Source organism: Schlesneria sphaerica (assembly GCF_044336245.1).
GTDB classification, from domain to species: domain Bacteria; phylum Planctomycetota; class Planctomycetia; order Planctomycetales; family Planctomycetaceae; genus Schlesneria; species Schlesneria sphaerica.
The window spans coordinates 2328293-2341744 of record NZ_CP172346.1 but is presented as its reverse complement, the minus strand read 5'-3'; the positions used below and the strand labels follow the sequence as shown (position 1 = coordinate 2341744).

The window sequence follows — 13452 nt, the reverse complement described above, 5'->3', positions numbered from 1 at the left end:
TTCTTCCCGAAAGTCGATGAAGAGTGGGAATTGAAGAGCAAGACAGCCCAACGACGATAAAATAATCAAAATAGAGAAACTCCCGCAGCACTTCAGCGGCGAGCTACGTGAACTTTCAGCAAGACAACAAGCAATATGCCCAATTCGCCTCGTTCTCGCTGTAACGGCCCGAAACCCACGCGGCGTGAAATTCTCCGCATGGGATTAACCGGTTTTGCTGGCCTGACCCTGAGCGACATTCTCAGGCTTCAGGCGACCGCCGCTGAACCTGCGACGACGTCGACCTCGGGGGATCGTCCAGCCATTATTCTGGTCTGGCTGCGCGGCGGGGCCAGTCATCTGGAAACGTTTGACTGCAAACCCGAAGCATCGCTCGATTATCGCGGACCGTTCCAACCGATTTCGACGAACGTTCCGGGGATCGAAATCGGGGAACACCTCCCACTGCTTTCACGAATTGCTGACCGATACACACTGCTGCGATCGGTGGCGCATACGGGAGGTGGACATCCCGCAGGTTCACTTCAGGTGCTGGCCGGTGACACAGATCCCCAAGACAAACTTGTTCCGATTCTGCCCGACTGGATGACCGTCGCCAGCAGTTTTCTCTCCGATCCCAAACGGGGGATTCCAAACTACGTTGCTGTCAATCCGATAGACAATTACGACAACTTTACGATTGCAGGACCGACGTATCTCGGCCCTTCGCGGGAAGCATTCAAGGTCGTCGGCGATCCCAACGCACCCGATTTCCGAGTCCCCAATATCGGCATGCGGGATGAGAGCGCTTTGCACGTGCTAAATTCGCGTTCATCGCTGAAAGCGAATCTTGATCGCATGCTGCGGCGGGTTGATCAGTCCGGTGTGATGGACGCCATCGATAAGTTTGATGAACAGGCCATCAATCTTTTGACGAACCCCGCAGCGAGGACGGCGTTTGATCTTTCGCTCGAACCCGACTCGGTGCGAGACCGCTATGGTCGCAATCAGTGGGGACAGCAATGCCTGATGGCGCGACGTCTGGTGGAAGCGGGGGTGGATATCGTGGCGACCGAGTTTGACGGCCCTCTGTGCGGGCGCGTTCAGAACTGGGACGATCACGCGGTCAACCAGCATGTCTTCGATGCATTGAGTTTTCGTCTACCGACATTGGATCAGGCTGTCTCGGCTCTGATTGAAGATGTCTACGCTCGCGGGCTCGATCGCCGTGTGATGGTGATCGTGACCGGCGAGTTTGGTCGGACACCGCGGATCTCGTATGTCGCCAGCAGCGGCGGAGGTGTGGCGAGTGCTCCTGCGGGAACGGTTCAACCGGGGCGTGATCACTGGCCGAATGCCAACTCGATGCTCTTCGCAGGTGGTGGAATTCGCACGGGGCAGATTATCGGAGCAACGGACGCGCGAGGTGAAAATCCGGTTTCGCGTCGAGTCAGTCCTGCCGACTTTCTGGCTACGATCTATCGACACCTGGGGATCGATTACAAGCACGCATCGATCCTCAACTTTGCTGGTCGTCCGGTTCCGATCGTCGAGAACGGAGAGGCAATTCCCGAACTGACTCGAGCATAAAGTTTGATGGAACGACTTTTCGCGTTCAGGGCCAGTGCTTTGCCGCGTCCAGTCGCAGGGCACGAATGGCGAGTGAGAACCATTCGATGTGAGGGCTAAGTCGCGGGCTGGGTCTGACGGATGTCATCACTTCAGCATGGCCGCACTCAAGCGGCGGGTAACGCGTTCGAAGTCTAGTCGATGGTTACCAGGGAACTTCCATCAGGTTGACGATTTTGCGCGCCATGGAATTGAGGTTGTCTTCCATAGCTGTCGCGAGAGATTGCCCCAATTCGGGAGAGAACTCGGCCTGGCCCGTCAGCGGAATGAGCTCGGGCGTGAGCGGCAATTCCTGCTCAGCGATCAGTTCGCCTGTTCGCAAATCTTCCCAGCGAACCTGAACCATCAGCGTGATTTGCAGTTCGCGAGGGTCGTCTTGAGCTGTTTCCCCCAGGACATCTTTTCGAAATCCAACGATCTTGCCGGTCAATCGCGTATCGGCATTTCGACCTTTCGATAGTCGATAATGCGAACGTTTTGTGATTTCCTTTTGGACCGCTTCCGTCAGTTGATACTCGATCCCCTGTCGATTCGTGGTGTTTTCGAAAATCGGGACTGCAACCGACTTGATGTCGGTTCGAAAGTCATTGCCGACCGTGTAACCACAGCCGGACACCAACATTGCCAGCACCACACTCAACCAGTTCCAGTTGCGTGAAGTCACGCGGATACCGCATCTCCGCTCGCCATCCAAATGATGAGCGTCTGACCGGGAAGCCTGTTCGCGAACAACGATCATCCCAGCCGGATGTGGGGTCATCCAGGTACTGCGGGGCGCAATGGTTGGTTCGTTATTCATCGCTGGATTTCACGATTTCTAGAGGCGTGCTCGCCCAGGCTTATTCGGTTCCATTTCACGGGCTTCCGATTCAGATCCCGGAGGCAATCTGTCGGGCGTCTGGTCATCGTCCCCCCAGCTGTTTCTGCGTCGAGGCGGATTCACCGGCTCTTCGGCTGGAGCTTCTTCTTCGTACATTTCTTCGTCTTCAACGACTTCGTCCTCCGCCTCGTCTTCGGATGTTTCCGAAAGGCGTTTCGGAGCCGTACCAGTCGACTTTGCCGTCTTGCTGCGTGGCCCACCGACAAGTGGATAGTTCTTCAGGCGATATGTGAAATTTTTAGGGACAATATTGTCAAAGACCGTGGTCTTCTTCTGATCGATGGGCGACAGGAACGCGGCGCCACTGGCATATTCAGGGCCAAGTTCGACGAGTTTGGCGCGAGCGAGTTTCGCGTACTGAGAATTGGGGAATTTATCGATCACCTGATGGCAATAAATCGCTGCGGCTTTCTTGTTTCCTTTACGCAACCAGAACTTGGCCTGTGACCAGTCAATGAGTGCCTTGGCATCTTCGATTCGTGCCAGTTCGCTCTGAATCCGGTCTTTCTCAGGCAGATTTGGATACAGTCTGACCGTTGCCTCTTTGAGCTTCTGAGCTTCTTCCAGGGTGCGTGTTTCGTAGTCGGGGCCCTGATAGGACATCAGCTTGACGTGGGAGCCCAGAAGGAATGCGTTCTGCACGTGCGGACTGTTAGGGAACGTCTCGCGCAACATCTGAAAGTAGCGATCCGCTTCGATATAGTTCCCTTTTCTCGCGTGGTAACTGGCGACCAGCATCATGGCGTCGTCAGCCAGCGGCCCGGTCGGATCATTCATCCAGACGGCGGAAAGTGCGGCCACACCGTTTCCGGGTGTGTCGAACAACGGTTCTTTCTTGTTCGTCAGATTAGGGACAAAGACGAATCGAGATTTCGCCGTGTGCGGCTTTTCCTCGGAGGGGAGTTTCTTGTTCGGGTCTTCGAAATTGACCTGTTCGATTTCATCGAGTTTTGCCACTTCCGGAAAGTCGAGCCAGAGGCGGCCGACTTTGAACATGCGCTCGCTCACCACATTCAGGTGGCGTGTCGAAGGATATTCTTTCAGCAGGACGGCGTAGATGTCGTGAGCACGGGAGTAGTTGTCGAGTTGCCAGGCCGCCTCGGCCTCCATAAACAGGGCATCTTCGCGAATTTCGCTCTTCTTGAATTTCTTGCCAACCTTCTTGAACGCCTTTTGGGCTTCAAGGAACTTCTCTTCTTTATAGAGTTCAGTGGCGGCCAGGTATTCTTCGGTACCCGCGATCGGCTTCAGCGACTTGCCGGAAAGTGACAGCTCCTCTTCGTCGCTCTCTTCTTTCTGTCTGCGGAAGACATTGCGTAGAGCTCGTTCTGTCGGCCCCTGGACGCGGTCGATGTTCGGATACGTTTCTTTCAGCAGCGCCGATTTTTCCCATGGGGTAGCGCAGCCTGAAATCAGTACGAACAACACGACTCCACAGACCCATGGTCTGCGTGTGCTTAAGATCCGGCGATAGATGGTTGTGTTGTCCATGGTCGTCCATGACCGAGACGCAGCCGGTCGGCTGGTTGAGTGCTCGCTGTATTAGTGGTCGAGGTATTTCAACATTTTTGGCCGTTTGCCCATGACGTGGCAGATGGCTGACGTCGTAATCCGTTTCAGTTCTTTGAGCTGAGCCGGTGTCAGATTCAGTCGTTTCCAGTCGGTTTCACTCTCACTCGACAGCAGCCGCATTGCAGCGGCGGCACCTGCGTGAACAGCGATTTGTGTGTATCCCTCTCTTTGACAATCCGGACAGATGAGTCCCCCTTCCGAGACCCAGTACCCAAACGTTCTGCCGGCTGTCAGTTCCGCGCCGCATGCGACACAGTTTTCCAGATCTGGCAGTTGCCCAATTTCTCGCAGTAAAACAAGTTCAAAACGGATCACACCGAGCAACATGGTTTCTGAATTCTGAAACAGATTCAGAGCATCTTGCGCGGCGGAATATAAAACAGGATGTGGATCGTAATCTTCAGTGAGTGCTAACAGGATTTCAGCCAGGTAATAGCCAGCGTAAAGGCAGGCTAAATCACGTTCTTGAGGGTGGAACCGCGTAACGAGTTTGGCTTCAGTGAGGAGATCTAAACCAGACGTGTTCTTGCGGAGGAAGACTATCTGACATGTCGAGAGAAGGTCAAGAGCGGATTCAAACGGCCCTTTCAGCCTTCGCCCCCCTTTCGCCAACGCCGATATCTTGCCAAAGTCACGCGTAAAAATGACGACGATCCGGCTGGATTCGCTGTAGTCTGTGACCCGTAACAGTAGTCCCTCTGACTTTTCGCTCGACATCGGTCCGCGTTCTTCTCTCAAGTGGTCCGTCAATTTGTGAGATCAGTTTCGATGCGAGAACGATTCACCATTGAGATCGGCGCGAACATCGGTGGCGGGGATCCCTACGACCGGAAGTGGTTCACGAGCCGGTCTCGCTTCATCGTCGACTGCCACAGTATCGATGGGTACACCGTCCACCTGTTGCCGCAACAGTAGATAGCTGATCGTTGCTGCAGACCAGAAAAAACTGCTGCCGACGGCACCGACTGCCAGGCGAAGCAGGAACGAGAGTGGCGAGAAGAGCGCAGAGGTGGCTCGCTCATTGCCGCTACCCCAGGCGGCGCTCGACAGGGCACACCAGATTGTCGTGTCCGCGAACAGATGGGCGAGCGATATCAATACGGTGCCTGCTCCGAAACTGACTGCGATGAAACTTAAGACGTACCAGGGTTTTGAAGTCATTCCACTGTAGGCTCGACTCAACGCACCGAAGCTGTCGCAGTCATCCGTCGCCACAGCAGCGACCATCAGGGGCCAGCCTACAGTGGTCACGAGCAGCAGAAATGCCATTGCGCCAGCCAGAATGAGAATGAAGGGTGAACTCAGCAACAGCCAGGCCTGACCAACCCAAGGAAGCCGCCCAATCAGTCCGATGATTGCGATGAGAAGCCCGGCAATGAGCGTCGCGAACAGCGGCGTAAGGGGGGCCATGATCGCCGAATACCACCGTCGCACGCTGTATTGAAGAGCCGCCTGGATGGAAGATTCGCGGTGGCCGCCGAACAGGATCGCAGCGCGACGACAGATCACGGTACCCGCCAGTGACCACAAGCCGAGGGCGAAAGCGAACGAAAACAGAGCCTTTGTCCGATAGCCCCAACTCACATCAGATGAAAGTATGGTCCTGGCAGGATGAAAGACGCTCGTCCAGGGCCACAGGAATGACTGCAGCGTGAAAGCACGGGCAACGATCTGAGACCTGTTCGGCAGGGCGACATGGGATTCGATCAATTCACCCGTGCTAGTCTGCTCGATTGCGATGCGAGGGACATCGACCGAATCAGCCGTTCTGACAACGTCGCCTGCCAGCCATTGAGCGGCGAAGAAGAGAAACGTCGCCGCCATCGAGATCGCGATTGAACCCGGCGACAGGGCGATGCGCGCTGCCTGCAGCAGTTGGAATGCGCGCATTTGCCGCAGGAAAGGGTATCGACCGACAGAAACGTCACGAGGCATTCTTATTCCCTTAATAACTCGGGGGATGATTCCTGGCCCGAGACTGCCTTCCTTTTGCAATCTTGATCACGACAGCCGTTGAGCGTTTCTGACTCGAGTCGATTCCAGGTGAAGTATGGTCTTCTTCTGCTCGTCGGGCTCCCGAGAGAAACGTTAAGCGGCTTTCTTCAGCATCTGGGTGAAATAGTCAAGTACCCCCTGGGCATCGACTTCCGTCAGGGCGTCCACGTTGTTGTGCCAGGCGGGTCGGTGCCGGCGATCAAAAATTGTCATTCCCCGGGTCAGTTGTCCTTCGGTTTCGACATCGACGGACAATGTGGCTCGCTTGAAAAGCCTGGGTTGCGAGATTGCGGACAGTGCCGTGATCTCGGGTAACCAGACACCTTCTACTCCAAGATATTGACGGTGAGCCCGCATCGAGAAGGGAAGGAGATGACGCAGGAAGGCACCGTAACGATTCGATTCCGACAGATTGAGTCGGTCCAGTTGATCGAAGGTCAGCATCGCCCGGTGACTGACGTCGCGGGGGACGATCAGCTTCATTGTTGGCGATTTCAGGACCACCTTGGCCGCCTCGGGATGATGGAACACATTAAATTCGGCGACCGCGGTGACGTCTCCTTCGCTGGTGACGGTCCCGGCCAGGCAAACCAGACTTCGAAGACTGCCGAGAAAACTGGCGTCGCGGTCAGCTGCGAGTGCCACGTTGCTGAGCGGTCCCAGTGTCAGGAGAGTGATCTCATCGGGAAATTCCCGAGCGAGTTCCGTCATGAGCTTTGCAGCGTCGCGGGGATGATGGAGATCAGCGACAGCGACGGGAAGTTCGCCTAAGCCATCTGGTCCGTGGAGGAGCCGTTGCTGATTCAGCCATTCGGGACTGGGGTCGACGGATTCGGCTTCGAGCATCCGCTGTGCTGCTTCGGCCTGGCCGATCCGGGGCCACTTGGGCGGATCGAGAGCTTCCACAATCGCTTGCAGATTTCTGCCTGCCTGTACTGCAGAAACGGTCCCTCCGACCGCAGTCAGTGCGATGACGTCGAGATCGGGATCCGCCAATGCCAGCGCAATGGCCAGCGCATCTCCGATTCCTGGATCCGCATCAATGATGATTTTCTGTGGCATGGATCATGTCTCTTCCTATGAGGCTGGTTTGCCATTCAACTCTCGCCGTCAGACTTGCACGTCCCGAGAAAAAGGGGACTCAAGGTCCCGCGTGCAGTCGTCTGAGCACCATCGCCGCACCGACCAATTGTTGGCCCTGTGTCGCTGCCGGGGCAACGGCTCCGTTGTGCACAGATCGTAGGCCGTCGCGCTGAACCGTTCAATCCCTTGTTGTGGCTTGCGTTGAATCAAGTCATTTCATCGCCAGTGTTTGAATTCGAACCAGGAGTAACAGGTGACACACGACACACAGAGTCGTCATCACCAGGGCAGCCGAAGCGAAAAATGCGTCGGAAGGGCCGCGAAACAGGCTTATTCCCATGATAATTCCAAAGTAAACTCCAATCGTCAGCCCGAAGGCGACCGCGACGGCGCCCCACCTGACAATCAGTGCTGCAAGTGGAGCGAAGTGCGGTGGCAAAAGGAACAACAGAACGACGCACCAGCCGCCATGTTCGTTCTGCAGTAAGCTGTAGAAGTCGCTTCTTCCCGATACGGTGGTCAGCGTGACGGTCAGGAGTACCAGCGGGCCGGGAAACCATCCCAGGAGGGATCCCAAAAATTTGGAATAGACAATCCTGACAGGTGACTGAGGCAACATCAGCAGTGCGGCTAACGTCTGGCTACGAATTTCGTTGTGCATGGCTTGCGCCAGGGCCATCGCAGCGTCGATCGCAATCGCCAGCGACAGGAGCATTTGGCAAAGACCAACTGCCCCATTCGGGCCGAACGAAGCGTCAAGAAAATGGTCGAATCCAAAAACAATCAAGCATAGACTCAAGTAGAACCCAAATCGGACGAAGATCGTGCCGATTCCTCCTGACACGAAATGAAAATCTTTCCAGACAAAGGGATTTGGCCACGGCCGTCCGGCATTGAATTGCAAGAAGGCTCGCTGGCGTGCCACGAGTCCCCGGGATGATGCTTCGGTTGATGTGGCTAAGGAGGCGGTCCCGAACAGCAACCAGGCCAGACCAGACAGGACGAATCCCAGCAAGACGTTCGAGATGACCTGGAAGCTCCAGATCGACTGGCCGAAACCTGTGGTGAGGATTTCCCCCATTTTTAAAAAGATACACAGGTTTTCCATACTTTCCAGGAACGCCCTCCACATCGAAATCGAGGTGGTAGCGGTCACCCCCTGAATCGTACTCTTCGCCAGCTTAATGAGAATCAGCTTCGCGATGAGCGGGACCAGGAAGTAAATCGAAAGGCCGACAATCATCATCGAGCTGGCGGTTCGATTTCGAGATGCCAGAGTGGAACAGAGAAGCCCCATCCCCGCGAGAAAAACCATATAAGCGACCAGAGCCAGCGTGATGGCCTGGACTTGCAGTGTTGTGACTCCCCCCATTGTGACGGAAAGCAACATAAAGGGGTACTGTGCTGCTACAAGCAGGATTGCCTGCCAGAATCGCCCGATGGACTTGCCTGCCAGGATTCCAAGCGGACTGACACCCGCCATCAGCATCAGTCCCAGGGTATCCTCTTCTTTTTCTTCAGTAATGGATGTTGAGAAATAACTGAGTCCCAGTAACGTGATGAAGGCCAGATCCAGAAACGCGATCCCCTGAAAGAAACGCAGACCGGGAGCCCCAAACCTGTTCTGCGTTGACAACGCAAAACAGAGAGAAACATAGATTGATCCCACCAACCCCAAACGACACAGGTGCGTCGGCCAGTTGCGGGCATCAATCCGCAGTGACCGTTCAAGGAGTGCGAAAGCGCCGTGGAACATGCAAGACTCCCATCGACGGAAAGGGTACTTCTCGGCAGTCTTCAATCCGACCTCAGTTGTACCGGGCGACGGAGGCCGAGCCGTCCAGTTCAGCGCCAACTTCACCTGCAGCTGACATGGGTAGATAAGTTCTGCTGGCCGCATCTCATGGTGTCCAGAAGGGCGGAATACTTCAACAGTTGTTTTGTGTTTTTAAGACATTTAGTCTTGTTGTTGACTTCAGGGGAGACGACGGTGACGTCAGGATTGGGCTTCCAATAATCGGTTAAGACCGTGGGGTGCGGGCGAGAGCAGCCTTCTGCCCCCCATCCGGTTACAATCGGTCGATCGGATTGTGCTCATCACCGCAGGGAGACCTCAAATGCAGTTGTACCGGTTGAGTCTGGCAGTCATCTTTTCAGCGATTCTGGCGGGGGATTGTCTAGGCGACGACAATTCGTCGGTTCATTCCGGCCGACCACGTAAAGTACTGGTAGGAGATTACTCTGCGAAAGCGTTGGCAATCGTAAACGAAAAAGGGGACATCGAGTGGCAGACTCCGATTCGCAATATTCATGATGCTGCGAAGTTGGCGAATGGAAACATCCTGTTCCAAACCGACTGGACCGAGATCGTGGAAATGACCCCGGACTATAAAATCGTCTGGAAGTACGATGCCGCGAAGCAGAATGGGAACGAGGGGAAGCGAGTCGAAGTTCACGCGTTTCAGCGGCTTGCCAATGGTAGCACGATGATCGTCGAAAGTGGCCCGGCCCGGATCATCGAGGTCGACGCCATGGGCAAACTTCTCAAAGAAGTTCCTCTGCAAGTCGAACATCGAAATCCCCACACCGATACGCGACTGGTTCGCAAGCTCGATAACGGCAATTACCTCGTCGCACACGAAGGGGACAATCAGGTTGTCAGAGAATATGACGAGAAGGGGAAGGTCGTCTGGGAGTACAAAACAGGGACGAAGGTCTATTCCGCACTCCGGCTCAAAAATGGCAACACATTGATCGGAATGGGAGATGGTCACCGCGTCATCGAAGTTGACAAACAGGGCAAAACCGTCTGGTCGGTCGAAGAAAAAGAGCTTCCGGGAATCACTCTGGCGTGGGTGACAATGGTGGAGAGACTCGCCAATGGCAACACGCTGATCGTCAACTGCCATGCCGGCGAAGCAAACCCGCAGCTTGTCGAAATCGATCCTCAGAAGAAGGTTGTCTGGACATTCAAGGATTTCCGACGCTTTGGCAACAGCCTTCCGGTGGCCAGGATCATCGAGTAGCTCGACATCTGAAATATGTGACAAGCCAACGGATACAGAGAGTCACGAACACGATCGGTCCAACGAGATAGGAGATCAGGAAGCAAATCAGCCAGATGAACTGTGCGGCTTGCATTCCGATCAGGCGTTCAACGAAGGTTGACAGAGAATCATCTTGCCTGCCAGGAAGATCAAGCGCCAGTGAGGCGATACTGCTCGTGATCACCATGGCGATCAGCCAAATTAGGATGAAGCCAGCGATCTTATAGCGGCCCGAGAATTTAGGCATCACAGATCCCCGATCTGAGAATAGATCAATTCGCTCGCTGCTCAGCAGCGATTGCGCATTCAAATCTCGAGCGAGTCCGGCGTCGTCAAATACAGCATCCCGAATGCGGTTGGCCGACGATTTTCCACCGACATGAACTCGTCGCGGTACGGGTTGATCGGTCGTTCTGACGGATGATTTCCATAGAGTCAGAATTGACGCCTCCCATAGTCAAATGCGAACTACGGGAGGCTGCTTGTCGTTATCAACTGTCGCAATCGGCATTAAGCGGGCACGTGAGACGCAACAGCCCGCCTAACTGTGCATAAGTCGTTCGCTTGATCAGCAGGGTGTCCGATGGAAATGGACATGCTTCCAGCCACTGGACGCCTTCTGCCAGATTCGGGTTTCCATAGCGGCCACTGACAGAGGTGCGCCGTTGCCGTCGAGCTTCTGGACGAGTCGAATATAGGTGACCACAGCAGAATCCCCCATCACGCGGACGTGAGGCGAGGCGATTGAGGACTGCTTGGCTGGCTTGGTGGCGCTGGCGGGCAGGTCGAAGTAAAACTTGTGAAAAGGCATTCCGGTGACCAGATGCCCCAGTGCTTCGGGTTCGAAGCAGGTGATTGATTCGTCGCAGAGCGAGACGTAGGTTGCCCAGTCCCCTTTATCGATCGCGTGCAGCAGTTTTTGGCTGAGTTCCAGAAGCTCTACTTCAGCAGACATCCGTCATATTCCTTGTGTACAAAATTGGGATCATTCGATCGGCCGCCCGATGAGGTTGCCGTGGGTGTCGCAGAGGGTGTGCTGAAATTTCTCCACACCAGGTCTCCACATTCCCCGTATGACTCGCTCGATCATGCGAGTTAAGGTCACACAGCATAATGAACCTTTTGCCGACAGGGAACGAGCGACCGGACGCATTTTTCCCTCAAAATGGGGTCGGGTTTCGACTCTCACAAATTTCCGTCGCCAATACTGTTTCAATTTTTGTCAATTAGTGTCATCTTATCGCCATTCAGACGGAATGCCTTGAAGCGGCTGAGGCGTGAGGCTGCTGCCGGGACCTGTCACTGCGGTGTCGTGCTGTTGCGCAGAAGGGAAGGACATGGGAACATCGTCTACGGCCAGATTCTGGCGCACACAGGCAACGCTGGCACGAACCCACTCCCTGTGGCTGATTTGTGTCAGTCTGGCGTGGGGAGTTTTCTCGTCGTCGGCACTCGCAGTGGATGTTTCCGACTATAAGTGGGGATTCAACGGCAAGGTGGCGCCGCACCGATTCAACGTCCTGTCGGTGCTTGTGAACAATCCTACACCTCAACCTTTTGAGGGAAATATCTATCTGCGGAAGTCGCTGGGGGGAGCGGGGACTGTGGATGCGACGCTGGTCGAGTCCGTGACCCTGTCGCCCAACTCGTCAAAGTGGGTTCAGTTTTACCCGTATATCGTCAGTGAAGGCTCTTACAGAAGCGAGTCCTGGCGAGTTTCGTACAAGGGGGGCTATTACGATCTGCCAGAACCACGCTTCGCCAAATATCAGCGAGTGATTCTGGATGACCCAAACGCGGTTTCAGGGAAGGGGGGCGGAATCAAATTCCACTTGCCTGATAATCTGTTCCCGCCGTTTGTGATTGCGACGGATGCCCTGCAACTGGTCGTCCTTGACCACGTCCCGCGCTGGGAAGAGTCGCGCCGCCAAGCCTTTCTTGACTGGCTTTATCTCGGCGGAACTGTCGTCGTCCTGCACGACACCAGCGGAAAATTCCCCGATTTCACGGGCCCCATGAGCGTTCTGAAAACTCCTCTGGACGATGTGCGATATGGCGCGGGCCGCGTGCTGTATATGCCTCTCACCCGCTCGCAGTTCAGCGAAGCGGAGCTGAAACAGGCCTGCGCAGGGTTGCCCAAAAACTACCTTCCACCAAACTCGGAAAGCACTGACGATATTGTCGACCGGGTGGAGGAAACTGAGGAGAACGTCCCGCAGCAGAACTTGAATTATAACATGAGCGAGGGGACTGACCCGTTTAAGTCGACCTCGTTCCTGTCCCAGCTCAAGCAGATGACCAAGCCAAATCATAACTGGGTCCTGCTCCACATGATGTTCTGGGCCTACATCCTGCTGATCTTCCCGGGCTGTTACCTGCTGGGGAAAAAATGGTCTGATTTTCGGGTCGTCTATGCGGGGTTGCTCGGGACAGTAGCACTCTTCAGCCTGCTCTTTTCTTACGTTGGTCAGCGTGGTTATGGCGAAGCCACCGCCGTGCATACCGTCGCCATTGCCAAGCCGTTGCCCGGGGGACAGATGGACGTCTGCAGCTGGTCGAACATCTTCGTCACGACCGGTGCATATTACGATGTCCGGCACAATGCATTCGCGGCACTCTACTCGACCTGTAATGAGCATGAGCAGGTCAAGGGTGAGGTCAACAATGGTGCCGAAGCACTATTCAAAGTCGATATTCCTCCCTTCTCGAATCGCGAACTGGCAGCACGCGCAAAAATGCCCATCGAAGGGCCGCAACTCAAAATTACTGATGTGAAGTTTACTGGCAGACAGTTGTCGAAGCTGGATATTGACGTCAGCGGTCTCAAACCGGAAGACGTACAAAAGCAGTATGCCCTGATCGGCAATTCGTTTTACCTGCTGAAATGGGACGACGGTAAACTGGTGATGTCGGCTGAGACAGGGAACGTCGTCGGGATGCTGCGGGTTCAGGAAAAACAGACTCAGTATCCCTATGGATTTAACTACGGATATGAATATGGGGATCAAACACCTGTGAGCGTACGCTACACGCAGATGTTCGATCTACTTCTCTCTCGCAGCATGAGTGTCAGCCGTACTTCCGACGCAGAACAGTATCGACTTCCACCCGGTCTCGTTCGAGTCTTTCTCTATGCCCGAATTCCGCCGGAATTCGGCATTCAAAATCCACTGCTCGGAAAGCAGGAAGGTTGGGTCCTCTACTGCATCGACCTGACGGCTACCGAGGAAAGTGTCATTCCAGCCGTCGGTCCCGTATCAGAATAAT

Annotated in this window: 10 protein-coding genes; 3 read left to right on the top strand and 7 right to left on the bottom strand. The window is 54.9% G+C overall.

What is annotated here, in order from left to right:
- The first annotated feature begins 198 nt into the window (after nucleotides 1-198).
- Complete coding sequence (locus ACGY09_RS08610) at nucleotides 199-1569, top strand: DUF1501 domain-containing protein (protein ID WP_373650692.1); 1371 nt, start codon at nucleotides 199-201, stop codon at nucleotides 1567-1569.
- Between the two features lie 184 nt (nucleotides 1570-1753).
- Here the strand turns inward: ACGY09_RS08610 and ACGY09_RS08605 are convergent, their stop codons facing one another.
- The 6 genes from ACGY09_RS08605 to ACGY09_RS08580 form a co-directional block, all read right to left on the bottom strand.
- Complete coding sequence (locus ACGY09_RS08605) at nucleotides 1754-2407, bottom strand: LptE family protein (RefSeq protein WP_373650693.1); 654 nt, start codon at nucleotides 2405-2407, stop codon at nucleotides 1754-1756.
- Nucleotides 2408-2425: 18 nt separating this feature from the next.
- Entirely contained in the window at nucleotides 2426-3979 is a 1554-nt protein-coding gene (locus ACGY09_RS08600) for a tetratricopeptide repeat protein (RefSeq protein ID WP_373650694.1), read from the bottom strand.
- Between the two features lie 51 nt (nucleotides 3980-4030).
- Nucleotides 4031-4777 carry a DNA repair protein RecO gene (recO, locus tag ACGY09_RS08595; RefSeq protein WP_373650695.1) on the bottom strand — a complete coding sequence of 249 codons (747 nt, stop codon included), beginning with the start codon at nucleotides 4775-4777 and terminating at the stop codon, nucleotides 4031-4033.
- A gap of 42 nt (nucleotides 4778-4819) precedes the next feature.
- A complete protein-coding gene (locus tag ACGY09_RS08590) occupies nucleotides 4820-5995 on the bottom strand; it encodes a hypothetical protein (protein ID WP_397571226.1) in 1176 nt (391 codons plus the stop codon).
- A 153-nt stretch (nucleotides 5996-6148) separates the two neighbouring features.
- Entirely contained in the window at nucleotides 6149-7117 is a 969-nt protein-coding gene (locus ACGY09_RS08585) for a nucleoside hydrolase (RefSeq protein ID WP_397571225.1), read from the bottom strand.
- Nucleotides 7118-7349: 232 nt separating this feature from the next.
- Nucleotides 7350-8894 carry an ABC transporter permease gene (locus ACGY09_RS08580; RefSeq protein WP_397571224.1) on the bottom strand — a complete coding sequence of 515 codons (1545 nt, stop codon included), beginning with the start codon at nucleotides 8892-8894 and terminating at the stop codon, nucleotides 7350-7352.
- Nucleotides 8895-9255: 361 nt separating this feature from the next.
- Here ACGY09_RS08580 and ACGY09_RS08575 point away from each other — a divergent pair, with 361 nt between their 5' ends.
- Nucleotides 9256-10164, top strand: a complete 909-nt coding sequence (locus tag ACGY09_RS08575) for a PQQ-binding-like beta-propeller repeat protein (RefSeq protein WP_397571223.1) — start codon at nucleotides 9256-9258, stop codon at nucleotides 10162-10164.
- A 589-nt stretch (nucleotides 10165-10753) separates the two neighbouring features.
- Here the strand turns inward: ACGY09_RS08575 and ACGY09_RS08570 are convergent.
- A complete protein-coding gene (locus ACGY09_RS08570) occupies nucleotides 10754-11140 on the bottom strand; it encodes a DUF4440 domain-containing protein (protein ID WP_397571222.1) in 387 nt (128 codons plus the stop codon).
- Nucleotides 11141-11522: 382 nt separating this feature from the next.
- On the opposite strand from ACGY09_RS08570, the gene ACGY09_RS08565 reads away from it, so the two are divergent.
- Nucleotides 11523-13451, top strand: coding sequence for a hypothetical protein (locus ACGY09_RS08565; protein WP_397571221.1), 1929 nt, complete (start codon nucleotides 11523-11525; stop codon nucleotides 13449-13451).
- The last annotated feature ends 1 nt before the right edge of the window (nucleotide 13452 follow it).

Bases quoted from the DNA above. Each gene is read 5' to 3' on its own strand.
- ACGY09_RS08610 (WP_373650692.1), top strand. From the start codon at position 199: ATGGGATTAACCGGTTTTGCTGGCCTGACCCTGAGCGACATTCTCAGG.
- ACGY09_RS08605 (WP_373650693.1), bottom strand. From the start codon at position 2,407: ATGAATAACGAACCAACCATTGCGCCCCGCAGTACCTGGATGACCCCA.
- ACGY09_RS08600 (WP_373650694.1), bottom strand. From the start codon at position 3,979: ATGGACAACACAACCATCTATCGCCGGATCTTAAGCACACGCAGACCA.
- recO (WP_373650695.1), bottom strand. From the start codon at position 4,777: ATGTCGAGCGAAAAGTCAGAGGGACTACTGTTACGGGTCACAGACTAC.
- ACGY09_RS08590 (WP_397571226.1), bottom strand. From the start codon at position 5,995: ATGCCTCGTGACGTTTCTGTCGGTCGATACCCTTTCCTGCGGCAAATG.
- ACGY09_RS08585 (WP_397571225.1), bottom strand. From the start codon at position 7,117: ATGCCACAGAAAATCATCATTGATGCGGATCCAGGAATCGGAGATGCG.
- ACGY09_RS08580 (WP_397571224.1), bottom strand. From the start codon at position 8,894: ATGTTCCACGGCGCTTTCGCACTCCTTGAACGGTCACTGCGGATTGAT.
- ACGY09_RS08575 (WP_397571223.1), top strand. From the start codon at position 9,256: ATGCAGTTGTACCGGTTGAGTCTGGCAGTCATCTTTTCAGCGATTCTG.
- ACGY09_RS08570 (WP_397571222.1), bottom strand. From the start codon at position 11,140: ATGTCTGCTGAAGTAGAGCTTCTGGAACTCAGCCAAAAACTGCTGCAC.
- ACGY09_RS08565 (WP_397571221.1), top strand. From the start codon at position 11,523: ATGGGAACATCGTCTACGGCCAGATTCTGGCGCACACAGGCAACGCTG.